The organism is Clostridium mobile, assembly GCF_018918285.1.
Taxonomy (GTDB): Bacteria; Bacillota; Clostridia; order Clostridiales; family Clostridiaceae; genus Clostridium_AW; species Clostridium_AW mobile.
Genome location: NZ_JAHLQF010000002.1, coordinates 1 through 24,188, shown reverse-complemented (window position 1 = coordinate 24,188; position 24,188 = coordinate 1). Strand labels below are relative to the sequence as shown.

Annotated in this window: 22 protein-coding genes, 1 pseudogene and 1 other annotated feature (1 of these 24 running past the window's edge); of the genes and pseudogenes, 3 read left to right on the top strand and 20 right to left on the bottom strand. The window is 28.9% G+C overall.

Translation table 11 applies throughout. The features are described 5' to 3' along the window. Positions 1-157, bottom strand: a binding site (T-box leader) (it extends 86 nt beyond the left edge of the window). 59 nt (positions 158-216) lie between these two features. Together KQI86_RS06030 and KQI86_RS06025 are read right to left on the bottom strand one after the other, a co-directional pair. After that, entirely contained in the window at positions 217-1,971 is a 1,755-nt protein-coding gene (locus KQI86_RS06030) for a flavocytochrome c (RefSeq protein WP_216438384.1), read from the bottom strand. A 186-nt stretch (positions 1,972-2,157) separates the two neighbouring features. Continuing rightward, positions 2,158-5,085, bottom strand: a complete 2,928-nt coding sequence (locus KQI86_RS06025; RefSeq protein ID WP_216438383.1) for an insulinase family protein — start codon at positions 5,083-5,085, stop codon at positions 2,158-2,160. Between the two features lie 219 nt (positions 5,086-5,304). On the opposite strand from KQI86_RS06025, the gene KQI86_RS06020 reads away from it, so the two are divergent. Next, complete coding sequence (locus tag KQI86_RS06020) at positions 5,305-5,550, top strand: AbrB/MazE/SpoVT family DNA-binding domain-containing protein (RefSeq protein WP_216438382.1); 246 nt, start codon at positions 5,305-5,307, stop codon at positions 5,548-5,550. Between the two features lie 192 nt (positions 5,551-5,742). After that, a complete protein-coding gene (locus KQI86_RS06015) occupies positions 5,743-6,123 on the top strand; it encodes a hypothetical protein (RefSeq protein ID WP_216438381.1) in 381 nt (126 codons plus the stop codon). Positions 6,124-6,325: 202 nt separating this feature from the next. On the opposite strand, the gene def is transcribed toward KQI86_RS06015, so the two are convergent. The 5 genes and pseudogenes from def to KQI86_RS05990 all read right to left on the bottom strand — a co-directional run bounded on the left by def (position 6,326) and on the right by KQI86_RS05990 (position 9,138). Beyond that, complete coding sequence (gene def, locus KQI86_RS06010) at positions 6,326-6,775, bottom strand: peptide deformylase (protein ID WP_216438380.1); 450 nt, start codon at positions 6,773-6,775, stop codon at positions 6,326-6,328. Between the two features lie 11 nt (positions 6,776-6,786). Further along, the gene (locus KQI86_RS06005) at positions 6,787-7,323 is read right to left on the bottom strand and encodes a nucleoside 2-deoxyribosyltransferase (RefSeq protein WP_216438379.1); all 537 of its coding nucleotides are present in this window, start codon (positions 7,321-7,323) and stop codon (positions 6,787-6,789) included. 118 nt (positions 7,324-7,441) lie between these two features. Beyond that, positions 7,442-7,651 (bottom strand): helix-turn-helix transcriptional regulator, encoded by a 210-nt coding sequence (locus KQI86_RS06000; RefSeq protein WP_216438378.1) that lies wholly within the window; start codon positions 7,649-7,651, stop codon positions 7,442-7,444. Between the two features lie 222 nt (positions 7,652-7,873). Beyond that, the gene (locus tag KQI86_RS05995; RefSeq protein ID WP_216439509.1) at positions 7,874-8,479 is read right to left on the bottom strand and encodes a CatB-related O-acetyltransferase; all 606 of its coding nucleotides are present in this window, start codon (positions 8,477-8,479) and stop codon (positions 7,874-7,876) included. 383 nt (positions 8,480-8,862) lie between these two features. Beyond that, positions 8,863-9,138 (bottom strand): annotated as a pseudogene (locus KQI86_RS05990) (CD3324 family protein). Between the two features lie 393 nt (positions 9,139-9,531). Here KQI86_RS05990 and map point away from each other — a divergent pair. After that, the gene (gene map, locus KQI86_RS05985) at positions 9,532-10,401 is read left to right on the top strand and encodes a type I methionyl aminopeptidase (RefSeq protein WP_216438377.1); all 870 of its coding nucleotides are present in this window, start codon (positions 9,532-9,534) and stop codon (positions 10,399-10,401) included. 108 nt (positions 10,402-10,509) lie between these two features. On the opposite strand, the gene abc-f is transcribed toward map, so the two are convergent. The 13 genes from abc-f to KQI86_RS05920 all read right to left on the bottom strand — a co-directional run bounded on the left by abc-f (position 10,510) and on the right by KQI86_RS05920 (position 23,605). Beyond that, positions 10,510-12,402: a ribosomal protection-like ABC-F family protein gene (abc-f, locus tag KQI86_RS05980; RefSeq protein WP_216438376.1), complete on the bottom strand. Its 1,893-nt coding sequence runs from the start codon at positions 12,400-12,402 to the stop codon at positions 10,510-10,512. Between the two features lie 371 nt (positions 12,403-12,773). Continuing rightward, the gene (locus KQI86_RS05975; RefSeq protein WP_216438375.1) at positions 12,774-12,920 is read right to left on the bottom strand and encodes a hypothetical protein; all 147 of its coding nucleotides are present in this window, start codon (positions 12,918-12,920) and stop codon (positions 12,774-12,776) included. Positions 12,921-13,026: 106 nt separating this feature from the next. Continuing rightward, positions 13,027-13,884, bottom strand: coding sequence for a DMT family transporter (locus KQI86_RS05970; RefSeq protein ID WP_246582703.1), 858 nt, complete (start codon positions 13,882-13,884; stop codon positions 13,027-13,029). A 30-nt stretch (positions 13,885-13,914) separates the two neighbouring features. Then, positions 13,915-15,219 carry a GAF domain-containing sensor histidine kinase gene (locus KQI86_RS05965; RefSeq protein ID WP_216438374.1) on the bottom strand — a complete coding sequence of 435 codons (1,305 nt, stop codon included), beginning with the start codon at positions 15,217-15,219 and terminating at the stop codon, positions 13,915-13,917. Positions 15,220-15,444: 225 nt separating this feature from the next. After that, the gene (locus tag KQI86_RS05960) at positions 15,445-17,058 is read right to left on the bottom strand and encodes a sensor histidine kinase (RefSeq protein ID WP_216438373.1); all 1,614 of its coding nucleotides are present in this window, start codon (positions 17,056-17,058) and stop codon (positions 15,445-15,447) included. Between the two features lie 18 nt (positions 17,059-17,076). Further along, positions 17,077-17,781: a response regulator transcription factor gene (locus KQI86_RS05955; protein ID WP_216438372.1), complete on the bottom strand. Its 705-nt coding sequence runs from the start codon at positions 17,779-17,781 to the stop codon at positions 17,077-17,079. Between the two features lie 279 nt (positions 17,782-18,060). Next, positions 18,061-18,576: a hypothetical protein gene (locus KQI86_RS05950; protein ID WP_216438371.1), complete on the bottom strand. Its 516-nt coding sequence runs from the start codon at positions 18,574-18,576 to the stop codon at positions 18,061-18,063. 195 nt (positions 18,577-18,771) lie between these two features. Next, positions 18,772-19,368 (bottom strand): zinc ribbon domain-containing protein, encoded by a 597-nt coding sequence (locus KQI86_RS05945; RefSeq protein ID WP_216438370.1) that lies wholly within the window; start codon positions 19,366-19,368, stop codon positions 18,772-18,774. Between the two features lie 14 nt (positions 19,369-19,382). Then, positions 19,383-19,691: a hypothetical protein gene (locus KQI86_RS05940; RefSeq protein ID WP_216438369.1), complete on the bottom strand. Its 309-nt coding sequence runs from the start codon at positions 19,689-19,691 to the stop codon at positions 19,383-19,385. After that, positions 19,681-20,259, bottom strand: a complete 579-nt coding sequence (locus tag KQI86_RS05935; RefSeq protein WP_216438368.1) for an RNA polymerase sigma factor — start codon at positions 20,257-20,259, stop codon at positions 19,681-19,683. Before KQI86_RS05935 ends, KQI86_RS05940 begins: the two co-directional genes overlap by 11 nt. A gap of 572 nt (positions 20,260-20,831) precedes the next feature. Next, positions 20,832-21,878, bottom strand: coding sequence for an ABC transporter permease (locus tag KQI86_RS05930; protein WP_216438367.1), 1,047 nt, complete (start codon positions 21,876-21,878; stop codon positions 20,832-20,834). Then, positions 21,871-22,647 (bottom strand): ABC transporter permease, encoded by a 777-nt coding sequence (locus KQI86_RS05925; RefSeq protein WP_216438366.1) that lies wholly within the window; start codon positions 22,645-22,647, stop codon positions 21,871-21,873. Before KQI86_RS05925 ends, KQI86_RS05930 begins: the two co-directional genes overlap by 8 nt. 25 nt (positions 22,648-22,672) lie before the next feature. Next, complete coding sequence (locus tag KQI86_RS05920; protein WP_216438365.1) at positions 22,673-23,605, bottom strand: ABC transporter ATP-binding protein; 933 nt, start codon at positions 23,603-23,605, stop codon at positions 22,673-22,675. Positions 23,606-24,188 lie beyond the last annotated feature (583 nt).

The following is a 24,188-nucleotide window of genomic DNA, read 5'->3' as shown; positions in this document are numbered from 1 at the left end:
TTTAACGGTAGGCTTCCGGTAACCACTACTCTCCACAAAGGATTTCAATTTACTTCTATGAGGTCCATTCATTAAAATCTATACTATGGAGATCACACCATCCTCCACTCTCTTGGAATAATCAACTTTAACTACTCTTCCTCATCAATGAATTTAAACATATCAATTTTGATTTTTAGTTTACCATTTTATTTCGAAGTTTTCAAGAGGTATTTTTTATTTTACTACATTTTTTCCTGCTATCTTACCAAAAACTATAGTATCAGGAAGAGCATTTCCTCCTAATCTATTTCCACCATGTATACCACCAGTTACTTCCCCTGCTGCATATAAACCTTGAATAATTTCTCCTGACTTACTTAGTACTTGAGTTTTTTCATTTATTTTTAATCCACCCATGGTGTGGTGAACTGCTGGATGCCTCAAAGTTGCATAGTATGGTGCTTTTTCTATTTTATTCTTCCACAATGTACGATTAAAGGAATCTTTTTTATTTTCTACAGCTTTATTGAATTCATTTATTGTTTCTTGCAATACTTTTTCATCAATTTTAATTTTTTCCGCTAATTCTTTTATGGAGTCAGCTTTTATTACTACTCCCTTTTGTATTAATTCCTCTATATTGTCACCAAGCTCATTCTTCTCTTTTATTATTTGAGAGTCATTTATCATATAATATTGTCCATCTTTTTGTTTCATTATTGCTTCACACAACTTGTCTCTTCTGTTATCTTCATTTATAAATCTTTTTCCTTCTTTATTTATAAAAATAGAATTCTCTACGTTTATAGTTGGTCCAGTAAGCTCTATAGCCATTGGAAGTAACTGAATATGCTCCATACCAACTAAATCAGCTCCTACTTTTTCTCCCATAACTATACCATCCCCTGTAGCTCCTGGATGATTAGTAGTCGGTTTATCAGCTGTTAGACTAGGTACATATTTCGTTCTCATTTCTACATTAGCAGCAAATCCTCCTGTTGCTATAACCACGCCTTTTTTTCCTCTTAATTCAAGTAGGTTTTTATCTTTATCTTCAGCTTTAACTCCTACCACTCTATCATTTTCAACTATAAGCTCTGTAGCCTTTGTATTAAGCAATATTTCAACGCCTAATTTATCTCCTGCCTCTTTTAATGTATTCATATATCCTGTTCCTGCTGCATCTGAAGCTTGATGTGTTCTTGTCCATAAAGAACCTACTACAGAACCTATTTTTTCATTAAATTTCATACCATAGGATTGTAACCATTTCTTTCCCTCAAGAGAACCTTCAACAAGAATTTTAACTAACTTTTCATCTGCCTTTTTATCTCCACCTTCAAAAGTTTGTTTAAAATGCTTATCTATTGAATCTTCTATTCCTTGAGCCTTTTGAGCTTCTACATCAACTGCATTATATGCTCCACCGGATCTAATGGTATTTCCACCTATCATAGGCATTTTTTCTAATACAATTACTTTAGCTCCTTCTTCTGCCGCAGCAACAGCAGCGGACATTCCAGCGCCCCCTGCTCCAATTACTATAACATCTGCTTCTTTTTTAACTAATTCTTTTTTCGATGAATCATCACTTCCAGATACCTTTTTTAGTTCATCAATATTGCCACCAGCATTTTTAAGTGCTAAAGTTATAGCTTCTATAACACCGTTACTTGTAACCGTAGCACCTGAAATAACATCTACAGCTAAACTTTGCTTCTCTATTATCTCCTTTGGTATATCATTTAAAGCAGGATCACTTAATCCCTTAGTTTCTTTATGTTCTAATATTTTTATATCTTTTATTTTCTCTTCATCTACTTCTACTTCTAGCTTAATATTTCCATTATGTCCTTTGGCTTCCCCAATATATTTTCCTGATTTAAATTTTGTTTTATCCCCAGAAGTATTTTCACTCCCTCCACAACCCACTAGAGAGAACATAAAAATTAAAGTCATCGCCATTGCCAGTTTTTTAAACTTTTTCATTTAATACATCCCCTTTAACTTTGTTATATTTTATGCAAACATTATATTACATTTTACCAATATTTATCAATAGCTATGATTCATTGTTGTATATTAATTATAACTTTTTATAAAAATAGTATTTATTCAATAAAAAACAAAGTATTAGAGTAATCATTACCCTAATACTTTGTTTTTTTATTAACGTTATTTGAATATATGAATAAGATTATTAAACATATCTTTTTCTTCTTTTATTCTATCTTCATTTCCTAGAACACATATATATTGCTCTTTCATGCAATCTTTAGCTATAGGTGCTAATTTTTTAATATCATTCACTTTTGTGTCTAATATTTCTTCTCTCTCCCTTTGAATATCTTCATATTTAACTCCACTAAAATAATTAGCTGAAGCCTTATCACCCTTCATAGAAGGTGTAAGAGGAGAATCCACATCACTTACCGTTCCAATTATATATTTTGTCATACCTCTTTCATCTTCCGTAAAATTTTCTATATATTCAAAAGTTTTATCATAAACATTTAATGTGTTTTTTAGATGAGGGTCTCTATAAGATACAAAATACATATTTCCATTTCTATTAAATCCTCCAAAGCATCCATAAGCTCCACCTTGAACTCTTACTTTATTCCATAAGTAATCAAAACTTACAATAGTCTTTAACACCTGCATTGTACCTGTATACTTATATCCTAGCTTTTTAAAGTTATATCCTTTTGCATTATATTGTACCTTTCCTGATGTCATTAAACCTTCATTTTCAGGCTTTAAATCAAAATTATAGGAAGCCTTTTCAAAAGCATTATCGCCAAATCCCTTAACTAGAATAGGAAGTTCCTTTTTAAATTCTTTATAATCCTCTTCTTCTAAAGTAACGCTTATTGTTACATTTTCTTTATTAAATATTAATTTGCATAGCTTATTTAAATTACTTTCTATCTCTGTTTTTTTACTTTCAAAATTTTCTTCAAGGTCTACTACAAAATGATATAAGTTTATTCCAGATACTCTCTCCAAATATGCTCCTACTGCTGAGTAGTAAGATGCTACCCTTCCTACAGCTATCATATGTCCTCTATCAAATATAGTCATTTCCATTCTTGATTTTAGTTCTGAAAGTATTTCTTTAATCCTTCTGCTATCATCAAATTTACTGCTTCTGATTTCCTCTAACAATAGCTTAAATAAATCACCCAGTTTTGAAACTAGAGCTTTTGATTTTACTTTAAGCATAGGAGTAAATTCATCCACATTGACACTGTTTGAATACGCTGTTGCTGAATAATAAATTCCTCCAGTATTTATATTTACTTCCTTTGATAAATCTTCATAATCATGTTTTTCAGTACTTACTTTGCCTAGAACTCCAGATAACAATCCTATATACGGAATTAACTCCTGTGGAACATTTTCAGTGTTGAAGTATAAATCTACATAGGCAATTTTATTTGTAAATATATCATGTTTTAATACCTTTATTCCGCCTTCATCTAAAACTTCTATAGGAAGTTTTTCCGTTTCCCTACTTATATCTTCTATTGATAAAAGAGGAATCTTTTCTATGTTTTCTTGTGAATCTGGAGTATTTTGCCTCTTAACAAGTTCTTCAGTTTCATCTAAGATTTCCTTTAATTCATCCTTTGATAATCCTTCTTTATAAGCTTTTAATTCTTCTTTTGTATTTCTATCCTTCTCTTCTGCAAGGCCTTTTTTAGGTTTTACAATTAAAAGGGAACTGTGATCACTCTTCAATAGATATTCATTTATAAGTTCTTCAAAATATCCTTTTTCTGCTCTTTCTTTTATTTTCTTTAGCTGTGGCTCATAACTTAAATGCATTAAAGGATGATGGTCATAAAGCCAGCTATCCATGCATTTTATACCATATATAAGTCCTTTAGGATACCCACCATAATCAGCTTCCCTTAAATAAAATTCTTTAATATTCAATGATGATTGAATCAACTTTTTATCTATGCCTTTATCCACCAATTCTTTTAAAGTGGTAAATACTAAGTTTTTGAATTCATCTTTTTTCTGTTCATTGGAGTTTTTAACTATTATACTTAACGTAGGCTGAAGCACACTATTATCAAAGCTACCGAATACATCTTTACCTATACCGCTCTGTATAAGTGCCTTTTTAAGTGGCGCTGCTGAAGTTTCCAATAATAAATGTTCTAAAATTTCAAAGGCTAAATATAGCTCTTCATCTGTTGCTTTTCCAACAACAAAGTTTAAACTTAAGAAGGTTTTATCTTCTTCTCCCTCATTTTGAGAAATAGGATATTCCACTACATTTTCAACCATATTTCCAAAAGATTTTTGAATAGCTATTGAAGAATTTACATCTATCTTTTTAAAATCTTTTAAATAATTATCATGTATAAAGCTTAACTCCTCTAAAGTATCTCCATCACCATATAAAAATGTATAGCTATTTGATGGGTGATAGTATTTCTTATGGAAGTTAATAAAATTTTCATATGTAAGCTCTGGGATATGATCTGGATCTCCTCCTGATTCTACTCCATAAGTAGTATCTGGGAATAAAGATTCAGGTATTTTTCTCATAAGTATAGATTCCGGTGAAGAGAAAGCACCTTTCATTTCGTTATATACTACTCCCTTATAGGTTATTTCCCCTTCTGGACTTTCTAAATCATGGTGCCAACCTTCCTGCATAAATATTTGAGGATATTTATATATATTTGGATATAAAACTGCGTCTAAATACACATCCATTAAATTAAAAAAATCTTTTTTATTCTTACTAGCAACAGGGTACATTGTCTTATCTGCAAAAGTCATAGCATTTAAAAAAGTATTCAATGATCCCTTTATAAGTTCTACAAAAGGCTCCTTTGATGGAAATTTTCTTGAGCCACATAAAACTGAATGCTCTAATATATGAGCTACACCTGTACTATCGTGTGGGGGAGTTCTAAAGCTTATTGAAAAAACTTTATTATCATCTTCGTTTTCTAGTTTTAACAATTTTGCTCCTGTAGCTTCATGTTGAAAAATTAGCGCTAGTGAGTTTACCTCTTCTACGGTTTTTTTATCCACCAGTTTAAAACCACTATAAATATCACCTATTTGAAAATTCATTTCATTACCTCCTAATATTTTATTAACATTATAATAAATCCCTCATAAAATATATTATAGGCAATAAATATACAAAAAAATATTAATTTTATATAAATTTATTTTATATTTATTAATCAAGTGTATTTAAACTTATAAATAACTTATTGACTAATTATGTTATTACTGTTATTATTTTATTAATATAAGTCGAATATTGTATTAAGGAGGATTCACTAAATGAAGTCAACAGGTATAGTTAGAAAAGTCGATGAACTCGGAAGAATAGTAATTCCAATTGAATTAAGAAGAACGTTGGATATTGAGATAAAAGATTCTTTAGAAATTTTTGTAGATGGTGAGCAGATAATACTAAAAAAATACAACCCTTCATGTATATTCTGCGGCGATGCAAAGAACATTACACACTATAAAGGTAAAATTGTATGCCAAAACTGTCTAAATGAATTAAAAGAAGACAAATAAGATTATCATAGCTTGCAGAGCATTTTGCAAGCTATTTTTTATTTAATATTATTAATCTGCATAACACTACTAATTTACCTAATATTAATCATTATTGCAATATTATATATTAAAAATTAAATTTGTTCATTAATAATTTACAATTTAGCTTTTAATTAAGTATATAATAAATAGTGAATTGAGGTGAATTTTTTGGATAAAAAAATAAAAATAAAAATATCAAATAATGCTTATAATCAATTAGTAAATTTATTTAAATATGATGATGAATATAATTGCCTAAAATTAACATATAACCAAGGATGTTGCAAAACTCCAAAGGTATCAATCCTACTAGATACAATAAAAGAAATGGACTTTGTAGATAAGGTTGAAGATATATCTATAGTCTACGATAAAGAACTTGCAGATAAAGTAAATGAGATACAGCTAATATATACAAATAAAGGATTCATGGTAAAAGCCACTTCTTTAAATGAAACAAATGAAACGAAAGGCTGTGCTTTAAAGGGTAATTGTAATGGCTGCAGTAAAGCTAGCCAAGGATGCCCTAAGCTTCAAACAAATATATAAGCAATATTGTAAAATATAAAAATAGCCCAATTGTTTTTGTAGAACCTTATAATTCTAAAAATATATTTATAAATAATAAAAGAGCTAAGCATGTAGTAAAAAAGCGACTTTTTCCGGAGCGGCTTTACTACGTACTTAGCTCTATATTTGTGAAACCAAATTATCTTTGTAGAAATTTATAATGTAGAAACAGCTATTTTAACTATACATATTCAACTACTTTATCAATAAACAGTATGCCTTCTAAATGGTCAATTTCATGGCAGAAACATTTTGCCAAATCTCCTGTGCCTGTTAATATAATTTCTTCACCATTTTCATTTAATGCTTTTACGGTTACCTTGTATGGTCTTAAAACATAACCCCATTTGTTAGGAATACTCATGCATCCCTCAATGACTTTTTGAGAACCTTCCTCTTTAATTATTTTAGGATTAACTAATTTTATAAGTCCTTGTCCCATATCAATTACTACAAGTTTCTTGAGAATCCCCACTTGACAAGCCGCTAATCCGCCGCAATTTTCTATACTATACATAGTGTCAACCATATCATTAAGTATTTGCCTTACTCTGTCATCTACTATTTCAACTTCCCTGGACTTTTTTCTTAAAATCTCATCCTCTAAATGTCTAATATTTCTTAAAGCCATTTCTCTTAACCTCACTTATTGTTACTAATATCTTCTATTACTTTATTGAAGCTATCATATATTTTTCCATCGTTATTTTCTATCATGCCTATTACATATTGATTGAATCCCCAAGGAATATAATTGTTTTCATATTGATTAGAAGTAGTTTTTCTTATATCAGATAAATGCGCTTTTATCTCCTTCTTAGGAATATATTTCAATATATCTTCTAATGTATAACCTTCTTCAGCTAATTGATGAATATAGTTACAAGCCCAAGCAATGCCTAACTCAGCCATCACTCCTTCGTCTTTGGTAGATATATCCGCTACTATCACATCAGATTTTAATATTTTTTCAGTATCCATTGTAAATATATCGTCAGCAGTAGGCAGTTTTGATTTATCATTGCAAGGAGCTTCTATTGGATTGTAGAATTCAATATCTGTATTTTTTAATTGTTCTCCCTCGTATAATCTTTGCTTAACATCTGCTTCATTGAATAAACCTCCCGCTATATAACCTTGTTTTTGGTTTGAGGTGTAATTAATTAAAACTTTTTTCATATATAACTCTCCTTTATATATCAAGTTGCTATTTTAAAATCTCTATTAATAATTTCTTTTATTTTTGCTTCTATGTAACTAAAAATTTTCTTTAAAAGTGCCTTTGAGGAAATTCATCTTATGATTTCCTTTCACTTTCCTCAAAAAGAAATATCTCCTCAATAGTGCTATCATATAATTTAGCAATATCATAAGCCAACCAAATGGATGGTTCAAATTTTCCTGTTTCAATTGCATTAATAGCTTGTCTTGATACACCTACAAGTTTTCCAAGCTGTTCTTGAGTAAGCCCACGAGCTTCTCTAAATTCTCTTACTCTATTCTTCATATTTTCACTTCTCCTATGTAATGTTAACCTTACATAATAACTATATATCCATATAATCTTTATGTCAAGTTAACCTTACATGAAAATCATATAATAACTAAAAAAAGAATTTGCTCAACAATGTGTTGTACAAATTCAATAAATATTATACCAACTATTTAAACTCGGCTTTTATTTCTTTTGATACTTTTTTCTTTAATATCTTTTAAAAATATTAAATTTTCACCTCATTTCACCTTTAATCATTTTGAGAAATTCTTCAATATTATTACTACACATAAGGGGAATATATTTTTTTATGATGTTTATATCTAAATCCCACCATTTAATTTCTAGTAACATTTGTATTTCTTCTTGCGAAAATCTTCTTTTTATTTCTTTAGCTGGATTCCCTGCCACTATTGTATAAGGTTCAACATTCTTAGTAACCACTGCTCGCGCCCCTATAACAGCACCATCACTAATTTTAACTCCAGGCATTATCATAGCCTCAGTCCCTATCCATACATCATTTCCAACAATAGTATCTCCCTTTTTTTCAAATCCATCTAAAGCATTTTCATTAAGGTCCGGTGTATAAAAAAACGGATATGTTGTAATCCAATCATGCTTATGACCTTGATTACCAGCCATTATAAATATTGCTCCAGAACCAATAGAGCAAAACTTTCCTATTTTAAGTTTATCTACGCCATCCATATCTGGCGAAAGATATCTAACACAGTGATCTTCAAAATGCTTTTCATGATAATATCCTGAATAATATGTGTAGTCTCCCACTTCTATATTTTTATTTGTTATATGGTCTTTAACTATATAACCATTCATCCAAGTTTCAAAAACTTTATTCTCCAACCTTAAACACCTCTATTTTATATTATTACGTTATTTCTTACCGCTCTCTTAAATTCATCTTTTGCTTCAACATCTAGATAATTTGTTGGCTCATCTAATATTAATCTATCTTCAAATCTATAGCTCATATTTTTAACAGTTAAAATACTCATTACTTCCCTTTTTTAAAAATTCTCCTTTTAAAATTTATTTATTGACGATTAATCCTTCTAATCACATCATATCATTGGCTTTTCTCACTTCTCAAGTTCATAAATGATTCTGTATCAAAGTTGTTTATACTTAATTCTAAAATTGCAAATAAAAAATCGGTATTTAATTATCTATATTGATAATATTAAAATACCGATTTGTATTTATATTATTTGTTTTTCTTGTCTAATTATTCTTCTAATACTATGCTCAGTAAGATAGTACTGCTGAGCAAGTTCTCTAATAGATATTCCTTGATTATATAAATCAAAGATCTCTCTATTTCTTTCCTTTAAACTATCTTTTGCACCACTATTCTCTCCCCAAGCTTTCTTATTCTCATGTTTTACAGGTATATACAAATACCCACCCTATATATATTCTTGAATTAATTCAATTATATCTTCTGGCAATATATTTTGTGCCTTTTTATATTTCATAATCCTTGCTCCTATCTACTTTTTAATCTGTAAATAATGAAGCAAAGACCACACAAAACAATTTTAATCTAAATTAATCTAATAAAGTTCGGCTCTGAACAAGGCTTTGTTCCCTTTGTTTCATGCAGTCTTTGCACAGAGCCTAGGTGGGCAGTACGTTTTGTTGTAGATTTCATACATAGTCCTCCTATCAATTTGAATTCATATTATTGAACTGAGTCTGGAGTAATTCTATCATATATATTTATAAAGTAAAGATATATGATTTTGATTATAATAAGAACTACTGATACAATTAAAGCATATTTTAAAATTGTGACTATAGCGGTATAATTTAACTTATAGCTATAAAATAATAAATAAAACATTATAAAAATATTAGGAGATGTTGATATGAATTTAAATAGGAATGATTTATGTTGGTGTGGAAGTGGATTAAAATATAAAAAATGCCACATTGAATTCGATAAGAAGTTAGAAATTTTAGAAGCGCAGGGCTTTGAAATTCCACCAAGAGAAATCATTAAGACTAAAGAACAAATTGAAGGTATAAGAAAAAGTGCTGAAATTAATAACGCTGTACTGGATTTAGTTGCCAAAAATATAAAAGAAGGTATGAGCACTGAGGAAATTGATAAATTAGTTCATGATTACACTATATCCCAAGGAGCAGTCCCAGCAACTCTTAACTTTGAAGGATATACTAAAAGCTTGTGCACCTCAATAAATGATGAAGTATGCCATGGTATTCCTAGTGAGCATAGAATTCTTAAAAATGGAGACATAGTAAATATAGATGTATCCACCATATTAAATGGATATTATTCAGATGCTTCAAGGATGTTCATAATTGGAGAGGCAAGTGAAGAAGCAAAGAAGTTAGTAGAAGTGTCAAAAGAATGCTTGTATAAGGGTATAGAAGCTGTAAAACCTTGGGGATTTTTAGGTGATATAGGGGCAGCCGTTCAAGAGCATGCAGAAAAGCATGGCTACTCTGTGGTAAGAGATTTTGGTGGCCATGGTATTGGACTTGAATTTCATGAAGAACCTTTTGTAGCTCACAATGGCAATAGTGGAGAAGGTATGGTTTTAGTACCTGGTATGGTATTTACAATAGAGCCTATGATAAATGCAGGCTCCTATGAAATAGTAATAGATTCTGAAGATGATTGGACAGTATTCACTGAAGATGGATCCCTTTCTTCCCAATGGGAACATACAATATTAGTAACAGAAGATGGGGTAGAAATACTTAGTAAATAAATTCTTATAAGTCTCAGCTGGAGCAAATATTTCTTATAAAAACTCCAGCTGAAACTAAAAATAAATAGGCCTCTCTTGTGCTAATCTAAAATTATACTTAACTATATTTTAATCATTCAGCTCTATCCATTTTTTAAGCATTATATCTAATTCTTCTTGAATCCTTGCTCTTTCCTTATCTAGCTCTACTAATTTATCATAGTCACTTCCATTGTTATTAATTTCATTGTCTATATTTTCTACTTTTCTTTCAAGTTCTTCTATTATTTTTTCTAATCTCTCAGCCTCCTTTAATTTATTACTTACTATGTTTTTAGGCTTTTCTATATTCTGTGGTTTATTTATTTTATTTTTGCTAGAAACTTCTGTATTACTTCTTTTAATTTCTTTTTTCTTTTCCTTATAATACTCATAGTCTCCATAATAATTAATAATTTTTTTATCTTCTATTTCGCATATCATTTCTGCAATTTTATTTATAAGAAACCTATCATGAGATATGAAAAATATAGTTCCTTTAAACTCCATTAATGCTTCTTCAAGCATTTCTCTTGAATCTATATCAAGATGGTTCGTGGGCTCATCAAGTATAAGCAGATTTATATCATTTTGAATTAATTTACAAAGTTTAAGCCTGCTTTTCTCTCCTCCTGAGAGACCTTTAACCTTTTTAAAAACACTCTCTCCATAGAATAAAAATTTAGCTAATATTCCTCTAGCTGATCCTTCTGAGATGGTCATGCCTTCTCTAAATGTTTCAAGCACAGTTAAATCTTCATTATTAAAAATTACATTTTGCGGAAGATATCCTATCTTAGTGTTAGCTCCTAATTTTATTTCCCCATAATCTGGCTTAAATTCTTCCAAAATCATTTTTACGATGGTTGATTTTCCACTGCCATTATCTCCAATTAATGCTATGCGCCCTTTATATTTAACATCCAAACTCACATTCTCTAATATTTTCTTATAACCAAAACTTTTTCCTATACCTTTAAAACTTACTACATCTTTGCCTGATCTATCAGCCTCAATAAAATCTAGCTGAATTTTAGGCTGATTCAATATTGGCTTATCAATTTTTTGTATTTTATCTAACCTTTTTTGCATATTTGCCGCTCTTTTAAAAAACTTTTCATTATCCCCTTGAACAGCCCATTCTCTAAGTTGTTTTATAGCTTTTTCCATAGCTTTTATTTTTTTCTGTTGATCTTTATAAGCTTCAAATTGTTCAAAAACTCTTCTTTGTTTTTCTTTAACATAATAGGAGTAATTGCCATCATAAATAGAAGTTTCTCCATCCTCTATTTCAACTATCTTCGTTACCACTCTATCTAAAAAATATCTATCATGAGATATTACTATCACCATACCTTTATATGCTTTAAGATAACCTTCAAGCCATTCTATTGATGTCATATCCAAATGATTTGAAGGCTCATCAAGGAGCAGTACATCTGGATTTTGCAATAAAATTTTACCTAATACTACAATAGTCTTTTCCCCACCACTTAAGCTTACAAAGTCCCTATTTAGAAAATCCTCATTAAATTTTAACCCAGTGCAAATCTTGCTTAATTTTTCTTCTATTTCATAACCACCTTCTGCTTCATAAACTTCATTGAGCTGAGAATATTTTTTTAATGTATGCTCTAATTCTTCTCCATCTAAAGTAGCCATTTCTATTTCTAAGGTTTTTAGTTGTTTATTTATTTCATATTGAATTTCAAAGGCAGTTTTTAAAACATCCATTACTTTAAATTGCTTAGGGAAATTAGGTATTTGATCTAAATATCCGACTACTGAATTTTTTCGTATAGTTATAGAACCTTTATCCTGTTTTTCAATACCTGCAATAATTTTAAAAACTGTAGTTTTACCGGTACCATTTCTCCCTATTAATCCAATTCTTTCTCCACATTGAGCTTCAAAAGTAATATTGTTAAAAATTCTATTACCTCCAAAATATTTTTCTACTTCTTTTAACGCTAATTCTATCATAATTAACTCCTCCCTTATGTGTTAACTAATATTAATTTTTCTTTTAAAAATAATAAAACCCGAGCAAGAAACACTTACCCAGGTTTTGTATTTTTAACTTTAATATCAATCAATTATAACTAATTCATTATATAATCTAAGAGGTTCAATAAAATATATAAATGAAGCTTTTTCATAAAAAATAATACTATGATTCAAAGCTACAGCTTTAATATTACAGCTTATATAGGCTGTATAATATTAAAATCATTTTTTAAAGATTATATATTAAACATAAATGAGTAGTTAACATTAGTTTTATCCTATCAAAACTAAAAAACCCAGGCAAGCTAATCCTTACCTGGGTTAAAAATAACATGATTATAATATATTTAAGGCAAAGATAACTTACTTCTTTTTAGTACATTATTCAATTTTGGACAGACTCCTCCCGTAAAATCGAAATTAACATGTGTAATTCCAGATAATGACATTGGCAATCTATCTAAAATTGTGTTTACTAAAAAGAAATTCGCCATACCTTTCACCTCCATAAAACATTTTGTTCAATAAATTAATCTTAGCATATTTTAAATTAACTTTCAATTCACATTTTTAAGTTTTGCGCAGTAAAATTGTAAAAACTTATCCTTTTCCTTTATATAAAAATACCATTAATGATGAACCTATTATTAAAAAATATCCTATTATACTATAAATATCTGGAACTTCTGCCCACAAAAAGAAAGCTATTATCTGTGCAAATATTATGTTTGTATAGTTATATATAGAAACTTCTGAAGCAGGGGCATACTTATAAGATATAGTTAAAGAAAATTGTGCTATAGCAGCGAATACTCCTGCACCAATCAGCATTGTAAATTGACTTAAAGTTAAAGGTAAATAATTAAAAGGAATTATCATTATAGCTGTTAAAGTTGAAATAAAGGAAAAATAAAAAACTATAATCTCTGAATTTTCCTTATCTCCTAAATATCTAACGACGGTATAGGCTCCTCCTGCAAAAGCTGCAGAAGATATACCAATTATAGCTGGTATTATGGTCATGTCAAATTTAGGCTTCATTACAAATAATATACCTATGAATGCCAATATAAGAGCTGGTATTTGTATTTTAGGAAGCTTTTCTTTTAAAAACCACACCGCGAAAATTATAGTAAAGAACGGATGAACCTTATTTAGCATAGAGGAATCTGCTAGCAGCATATTATCTATGCAATAAAAATAAGTTATCATACCGATAGTTCCAAGAACCCCTCTTAAAATCAAGTGTTTTCTATTCTCTCTCTTTCCCCAGGGTTTTTGTTTTTTTCTAAATATTATAGATACGGAAACTATTAAGCTAACAAAGTTCCTAAAAAATGTTTTCTCCACCGTAGGTATATCACCTGACATTTTCACTAAGGCGGCCATAATCGCAAAGCATAATGAAGATAAAATCATATATGCAATAGCCTTACCTCTATTATTTATTTCAGTCAATATTCATCCTCCTTATAAAATATAGTACTATTATAAATATATGTCTGAAAACTCAATTTTGATTTTGTCTAAGTCCGTAAAATGATAAAAATTATGATTCTCCATGGTACAATTTTTTATAGGTAATTTTACTATGAATTCGCTTCCCTTACCATACTCACTATTTACCCATACCTTACCATTATGTATCTCAGCTAATGCTTTTACTAATGGCAATCCAATGCCACTACCTTCATTTTTTCGACATAATGATCTATCCGCTTGTTCGAATTTATCGAAAATTGCGTCTATTTTGTCGGATTTAATCCCAATTCCTGTATCCTTCACTGATATATAAATATAATCATTCCTATCTTTTATTTTAACAAGAACTTGTCCGCCTTTTTTAGTGAACTTCAACGCATTGGAAAGTAAATTTAACATTATTTTTTCAATTTTATTTCCATCACAAGCTAAATATCTTTCTTCAACATCTGTATCAAAAATTAGCTCTATTCCTTTAGCTTTTGCATATTGAACTGAAGACATTGTAATATTTTCAATTAAACTTACTATATCTATATTCTCAATATTTAGTTCACAACAACCAGAATCTATACTAGAAATGTCTAAAGTATTATCTGCTATTCTTAGAAGTCTATAACAATTCTTTCTCATAATATTAAAATAAGTTTTAAGTAATGCTGAATTGTTATTTTCAGAGTCATCTACAACTAAATTACACATTTGCAATGCAGTATGTATAACATTAATTGGTGTCTTTAACTCGTGAGAAATATTTAGTATTAATTCTTTTTTCAATTTTTGATATTCTAGAGCTTCATCTCTTTTTTTATTCTTATAGTTTAACATTTTATCCTCCATAGTAGAAATAGTATGTTTCCATAAAAATTTTATTATCTTTACTTTATCGTTATTAAAGACAAAAGTTTTAGTTCTATGCTCTAAATACAACAATGCAATTAATTTGTCATTATAGGTTATAGGCATGCATAGTAAGGATTTTATCCTATTTTTGATAATATAAGAATTTTTATTATGTTTAAAATCATTCTCCCCGTCATTGATAATAACAGTCTCTAAACGTCTTTTAACATAATATAATATTTCTCTGTAAATATCAACCATTTCTTCTATAAAAACCATATCATTTCCTTTTTTAAAATACATATTATTATCTTTGACAATAACTAAATACCCTTTTTCTGCTTCTGAATATTTTATAGATAGTTTAAACAATTCACAAAAAACCTCTTCTAAGTCAATGTCATCTAGGGAAAAATCTTTTTTAGATTCTATACTATTTAAAGTACTATTAATGATATCTAAAATCATTATTTTAGTTTGCCCCCTTTTTTTACAGAAATTAACATCAAACTTTAATTTTCTAACACTTTACTAGCCCGCAAAAAATATTATATCAAAAATTTATACTCTTGTATTGAACAAATATCCCATAATTATCTACAAAAAACTGTAAAAAAAGACCCTTTTGTAATAAAGAATCTTTTTTACATATAAAATTAATACGATAATACATATACTTTGATGTAATGTATTTTATTTTGTAGATATTTTTACAAAAAAAGTAATAATATTATCTTTGGATTCGGCCCATATTTCACCACCATGTAAATTTATAATACTTTTTGAAATGGCTAGTCCTAATCCACTTCCCCCTGTAATTTCAGCTCTTGATTTCTCTAATCTATAGAATCTTTCAAATATCTTATCTAAATCTTCTTCTTTTATATTATCCCCTCTGTTTGATATGCTAAATAAAGCATAGTCCTCAACTTTATCAAGAGTAATTCTAATGTCCCCTGGCTTATAACTGTATCTTATTGCGTTTACTATAAGGTTTTCAAATACTCTAGCTAACTTATCCCCATCAGCTGTTACCTTAATACTTTCCTTTAGTAAATCTTTAGTTACATTTATCTTGTTTTCTTCAAATATAGGTACGAATTCCTCAGTCAATTGTTCTATTAACTCAGTTAAAGCTATCTCTGTTAAATTTAATTTTATACCATCACTGGTAATCTTAGTATATTCAAATAATTCATCTATTAATATCTTTAACTTTTCAGATTTATTATAGGCAATATCTATATATTCCATCATTTCCTCTTTGTCACTGTACTTACTGTCTTTTATTAAATTTAAATATCCAAGTATTGAAGTTAGTGGAGTTCTTAAATCATGAGATACATTAGTAATAAGCTCACCTTTAGTTTTCTCTAACTCTCTTTCCTTTTCAATTTTATCTCTTAATTCTCCAGTCATAAAATTAATATTTTGAGCTAAATTTGCCAACTCATCTTCTCCCTTTTGATCAATCCTAAAATTCAATTGACCCTTTGCAATATACATAACACCTAATGCTATTTCCTGTATATATCTTACTTTTCTTCCTGTTATAAAGTAAAAAATTACAATAAAAAATATTACAGATAATACTAGTGCAAAGAATGATCTCTGTTGAGTATAATACTTTGTTTCAATGTCTCCTCTAGGGCTTCCTTTTAATACAACGTAGGCTCTGCTATCAGAAAATCCAACAGGGTAAAAGGTTATAAATTCTCCCATACTGCTATCATAATCTCTTCCTTGATCATAACCATTTTTAAAACTCATTGCATTTCTTATAACTGCATGCATATCCAAGTGAGTTTCTTCAGCATTATTAGTCTTATATATTACTTTTCCTGATTCATCAACTATTAATATTTTATTTGATGAATCATCGTTATGATTATTTAATACTTCACTTATGGTTTTACTATCTTTAATGCTAATCTTTTTATTATCTAAATTATATCCTATCTCTAATGCTACATTAGACATTTGTCGTATACTATTTTGATAATTTATTTCAGAATAGGATCTAGGTTTTGAAAAAAAAGAATTAGTTAAAGTAAAGAATATAAACGATAGGGATAGGCATATCCCAAATATAACAATGAGCTCCCACCTTATATTTTGGTTAACTTTACCCTTTAGATTGTAATATAAATCTAATACTTTATCTTTAACTACCTTAAAAGGTTTCGCACAGAATGCCCATAATCCCCTAACAATTCTAATAAAAAGTTTCCACAGCCATCTAAAAGGTTTGGTGAAAAATCTCCATAGTCCTCCAAAAATACCTTTAAATATTCTTTTTAAAATCATGTTTCACCTCATATCTTCTTACATATTTTCAACTTTATATCCTACACCCCATACAGTTTTTATATATTTTGGTTTTCTAGAGTCTTCTTCAATTTTTTCCCTTAACTTTCTTATATGAACCATAACGGTATTATCTGATTTAAAGAAATCTTCTTTCCATACCCTTTCATATATCTTTTCTATACTAAATACGATGCCTTTATTCCTTGATAAGAGCTCTAAAATGGAAAATTCAATTGGAGTAAGTTTAATTTCACGTTCTCCAACTCTTACTTCACGGGTTGCTATATTTATTATAAGATCATCTATTTCAATAATATTTTCATCTTGAGCAACTACTAAGCTAGTATTAAATTTTTTATATCTTCTTAGCTGTGACTTTATTCTAGCTATAAGTTCTAATGGATTAAATGGTTTTGTTACATAATCATCTGCCCCTGCTGTCAGTCCCCATATTTTATCCATATCTTCACTTTTAGCAGATAGCATAATTATAGGCATGCTCTTTTCTTCTCTAATCTTCATACATGCTTCCATGCCATCCATTTTAGGCATCATTATATCTAGTACTATTAAATCTATATCCTGGCTTTGTAAGTAATCTAAAGCTTCCATTCCATTGCCACACTTAATTACTTTATACCCTTCATTTTCTAGATATATTCCAATTAAATCCCTTATCTCTTTTTCGTCATCAACAATTAAAATAGTTTCCCTTGTCATAGCTAAAAGCCTCCTTCTATAACAACTATATCTTATACTATCATAAAACAATTATGATAAATCTACAAATATTCTTAATGTTTTCTTAAAAAAACTAGAACTTAATTCTTAATTTGGTAATAGGAAGTAAAGTATTTATTTTTTTATCTTCTTTTAAGACAAAAAACTGATTACATAATAAAATGCCTTTTATGAAGCCACTTCATTATATAACCAGTTCTCATTTGCACAATCAATTATTTTTTAGAAAATTACAATTGCTAAATAATCTGCCACAGCCTATATTTTGAAAATATCTTTAGAAACTCTTATTATATTGGGCATTAGTTCAATTTTAACATGACCTTCTGCTTCTTTTGCTGTAAGTTCAATCCTTACATTTTTGCTACCATTATTTGAAATTGTTACAGTATCCTCTATTTTACCACTTTTATCAAATAATATTTTTTCACCATTATAAATTTTAATATTTAATTCTCCATTACCAACATCACTTTTTATTTTCATATCATAATTAGCATTTTCAGTTATTATCTCCTTTATATCTGTTCCATCAAAAAATTCAAATTTAATATCATATAAATCATCTCCACTATTGTCAGTCCACCATTTTGCTTGCCCCGTCCAATCTACCTGACTTATATTGAAACTACTTTTCTCATTAAAACTACTTTCTACATTAAAATTATTTTTTTCATCAATGTTTTTGTTAATATTGATATATCTGTAAACTTCTAAAGAACACACTAAAAAAGCAAATATAATTCCTATTATAATTTTTTTACTTTTTTTCATTGTTAATCCCCTCTCTATATAATTTATGTGATAACTAATTAGTTCCCCATTTGGAACCAAAAATTTCTTTATATGTTAATTATAACACATTTATAAAAATAATTTTGAATACAAATATGAAACTAAGTACATACCAATGGCATACTTAGTTTCATGTTTATAATATTAGAATTATAACTTTCTACTATTCACTAACTAACTCAAGTGATTTCCACAATAAGGACACATACTCCAACCTTTCTCAACAGCCCTTCCACATTGAGAGCAGCTATTCTTTAAGTGGTTTCCGCAACTAGGGCATATATTATAATCTTCCCTCACATAACTTCCACAGTTAAAGCATTTTCTATTGTTTGAAGTATAGGAACTTCTTACTACTAAATATATTATCAAGCCAATAAAATTAGGAACAAATATAACTACAAGTAACCATAACCAAGGGTCCATTCCTCTACTTTTGGCATCATAATAAACAAATCTTCCTATAACAATAAGTATTGTAATAGGTATTAAAAATACTAAAGGTATAAAGATCATAGCAGGAAATACTGTCCAAAACTCTTCTCCACCAATGTGTAAGCCAGTAAAAATATTTGCCCCAAATAAAACAATGCCCAATCCCACTAAACCTGCTAATACATAAAACAAAATCTTGAAAGGGTTTTTGTTACTATCACTATCATATGTTTTACCATTTTCATTTCTAGTACTTTGGAAAATTACATATATTATAGCTCCTAACACAGCTAAGATAGCCATTGGAATTATAACTAAGAAAGATGCCATTCTCATAATATATCACACTCCTAATTTATTGATTCATTAAACTTTGAATATAATAATAAAAATATAACTATTGTCGCATTACTTATAGTAAATGCAGTATTTAACATGATGTATATATATTTAGTACTAATGTAATGTAAAGAAAGATACACTATAGTTGAAGCAAATATTGTATAAAGTATTATACTTAAAGGTATTAAATATATAAAAAGTTTATGGTATTTATCATACATATAAGTTTTTGTTTTTATTACTAGTTCTCTTGGAGCTTCTACGGTTTCATCTCCTATTTCAAAAAGCAATTCTTCCAATCTATTTTCATCCATCATAGTGATTCACCTCCATATAATCCTTTATAAGTTTTCTGCCTTTATTTAATCTAGATTTAATAGTACCTTCAGGGATTGAAAGAATTTCGCTAATTTCCTTATAGCTTAGCTGTTGAAAGTAGTACAGTATTAAAGGAATTCTATACTCATCCTTTAAGGTTTTAACAGCTTTTTTAATCATGTATTTCTCATAGTCTTTAATTGTTTCTTCTTCAGGTAGATTTTCTGTAGAATATACCTTTCCCATTTCCTCCTGTTTTTCTTCGTTATCAAAATAATCTCTTATTATATTCAACCATCTCTTACTTTTTCTATATCTATCTTTATATGAATTCATACATATAGTAAATAACCAGGTCTGAAAATTTTTATTTTCATCAAAAGTATTTATGTTTTTAAATACTTTTATCCAGGTATCCTGAAAAAGATCTTCTGCTTCATTTGAATTTTTACATAAATGGAGAGAAAATTTATATAGGGAATCTTTATATTTATCCACTAAAAATTCTAGCCCCTGTTCTCTATCATTGTTATACATTTGCAAGATATATCTGCTCTCTACATTCAAATCTTCTCCCCCTTTCATTTATGTTTTACGCTTCACTTACGTTTAGGTTCGCAAAAAACAGAAAAATTTTCATACACTGAAAATTATAATTTAAAATAGTTAAGCATATATGTTTTTTCAAAATTAGATTATGACAAATTAGATACTCAATTATAAATTTTTACAATGATGATTGAGTATCTAAAAATGGGAACTAAGTGCATAATGACGTCACTTCAGAAAAAGGCGTTCCTCCCATTATATACTTAATTCCTTTATATTTTAAAAATATATTTTCAGATATTGATTATTATACATATTGTAAATACCTATTTGTTGTGCAAAACTTAAAAAATTCTATATAATGCGCCTATACATTTAAGCGAAATCTAGAAACTTTTAAAGATGCTTAGATGAATAGATGGTAGATAAGGATATTTGTAAAATACTAAGAGCTATGTAGGTGGTGAAATAGCGACTTTTTATTGGAGCGGCTTCACTACCTGCTTAGCTCTATGCTTTGGAATACCTTTATGTGAAAACTTATAATTGCTAAATTAATTTGATATAGATAGTTTTATGCCACAATTTTTCTATAAATCTTTTTCTTCTGGCTTGAGAGTTTTTATACCAAAGGTGAAAAAAACCACTCCAAAGAGTATAAGCACTAATAAATTTATTTGTATACTACTAATGCCTCCTCCATTTGCAAGCTTCGTATAGGAATCCACCATCCATTTTTGGGGCATAAAACTTGATATTTTTCTAATGACAACATTTAATGAATCAGTTGGGAAAAAACCTCCTCCTAATATACTTGTAACTATGGCTATGAGTGTAAGAATTAAATTATATTTTTCACTATCGTCTACCACTCCTACCAAACCTACAGAAAATCCTACTGACGTTATCAGATAAGCTGCCAGTATAACGAAAACCCATAAAGGTGATATTCCCCAGCTAATTTTAAAGATAAATGTGCTTACTATCAAAAATAAACTAACTTGCAATATTCCAAGAAGAAAATTAGCCATAATATGTGCTAGTACCACCTCATATTCTTTTACTGGAGTAGAAAATAGTCTCATGAAATTTTTTTCTCTTTTATCTTGAAGTAAGAATCCAATACTTGATCCTGCAAACATCAGTATAAACATAGAAAGTAAACCTATGGAAGCCCTACCCTTTTCATATTCTTCTGATTTTAGTGTAGTCTTTTCATATTCTATCATTTCCTTACCACTCATTAATGCAGCTAAATATCCTTCAATTTCCCCTCTTAATACCTGTACATTTTCATCGTTATTAAGAGAAACTATTTTTATTTTATCCTTAGAATTTGATGAAAATTCTTTTTGAAATATTACCCCTATCTCTATATCCTTATCTTTTACCTTTTCTTCTATCTGTTCCTCTTCCAGAAACCTAATATCATATTTACCGCTATCTTTTAAATATTCTACGAGATAATACTCTACACTTTGGGAATTTGCTATTCCAACAGCAACTTTTTCAGTGTTTCCAAACATAACCACTGCAAGTACTGCTGATAATATAGGAAGAAAGAAAATGAACCCAAATATATTTATTTCTTTTAGCATTCTTTTTATTAAATTTATTGCAATCACTATACTATTCATAAATATTCTCCCTCCTATAAATAATGCTGGCGATAATCATAAAAACTGTTCCCATTATTCCTAAAACTATCAAATTTATCTTTACGCTATTAAGATCTCCACCTTCCATAAGCTTTAAATAGGCATCGGAAATCCATTTGTTTATTGTAAACTTTGATACCAATTCAAATCTATCTCCACCAGTATAGCCCCCACTGGCGAAGGTCATGAATATGACTATAAATGAAGCAACTGTCCCTGCCACCTTAGTGCTTTTAAAAACTCCTGATACTATAAAAGCAAGAGATGTTGCTATATATACCCCAAAAATGGTTACAACAATAATATTTAAGGACGAACTCCCCCAATTCACACCAAAAATTAAATTAGAAAGAATTATTATTGCACTTGTAATTAATAACACTATTAAAGAATGTCCTATCAAGATTCCAGCTAGCATTTCACTTCTTCTAATTGGTGCTGCAAACATCCTAAGAAGTGTGTTTTTTTCTCTTTCCCCTACTAGCATAGAAGCTGCAATCATACTTCCTAATAAGGTAAATTGCACAAGGGTTGTGGTAGAAAAATATTGAATAGCGGAATTATCATTAGAAGATGAGAGTATAACTAATTCAACTATTGAATTAGAATGATCATTAACTATATCTCCTCCAGTTCCAGCCATGCTATTAATAAGACCAATAAGGAAAAGGGGTATTATTATTAGAAACCCAAGGAGAAATATATTTTTAAACATATCTTTTATATTTTTATATGCTATTGCCCACATAATTCCTATCCTCCAAATACTATAATTAATCTCTTAATTTTCTTCCTGTTAACTTTAAGAATACACTCTCTAAATCCGCTTGTTTTATATCAATACTTCTAACTACTACATTTCCTTCTCCTAGTTTTACTAACACTCTTTGTAAAATTTCATTAGGTGACTTGCATATAACCTCAATTCTGTTGCCTTTTAAATTAACCTCGATAACTTCCTCTATTTTTTTTATCTCATCTATAGGGTTAAAGCTTATATTATAACCCTCAATTATTATTTTTTGCTCTTCTGATATGGAACTTATTAATTCCTCTTTACTTCCTAAAGCTATTAATTTACCAAAATCAATGATTCCCACTCTACTACATATGCTTTCAACCTCTTCCATATAATGACTAGTATATATAATAGTAGCCCCTCTCCTATTAAGCTCCTTTATAGATTCTAAAATATGATTTCTAGATTGAGGGTCTATCCCTACAGTAGGCTCATCCATAATTATTATCTTTGGTTCATGAACAATGGCACAGGCAATATTCAACCTTCTTTTCATACCTCCTGAAAACTTTTTAGGTACTTCCTTTCTTTTTTCTATAAGCCCAGTAAACTGTAGAGCCTCTTCTGCCATCTCCTTAAGCTTTTTACCTCTTAATCCATACAATTTCCCTAAAAACTCTACATTTTCCATAGCCGTCATATTTTCATATATAGCAAGCTCTTGTGGAACAAGCCCTAATATTTTTTTAGCTTCTAAGCTATTTTTCATTACATCAATTTCATTTACAAAAATCTCTCCACTATTAGGCTTTAAAAGTCCCATAATCATCTTTATAGTTGTACTCTTTCCCGCTCCATTAGGTCCTAATAATCCAAATATCTCTCCATCCTCTATATCTAAGCTTATATTATCTACAGCCAAGCTATTTCCGTACCTTTTAATAATATTTTTCAATTTAATACCCATATATAAAATCGCCCCTTTTATTTACTTATACTTATATTTTATAAAATCTTAGTATGTTAAATCATAACTCTAAGTCATAAGTTGAAGTGACTTAAGTCATTTTTAATAAGGATTAGGGCAAAATTGACTAATTTGATTTTACAATTATAAGTTTTTACAAAGATAATTGGAGATACAAAGCAAAGAGCTGAGCATATAGTGAAGCCGCTCCGAAAAAAGTCGCTATTTCACTACATGCTTAGCTCTTTTATGTTTTACAAATATTTAAGGAAAAGAATTTTGTAATAAAAAAATGTTACACTTAACATGAGATGCAATCAATTTTTATCTCAAATATCTACTTTTTAATTTTATTGTGCAAAACTTAAAAATGCTATTTAATGTGCTCTATGCATTTGAGCAAAATCTAGAAATTCTTAATTTATTTTAGAAAAATACCGTTAAGATGCTGTACATGTTTGACCTGAACTGCACCCTGTCAAGTAGACAGTGAAAATAACAAAAATTGACCTAACCGGTCAAAGCTCTAAATTCCATTGGGCTTAGGCCGTTTAATCTTTTTTGTAGTCTCTTAGTATTATAG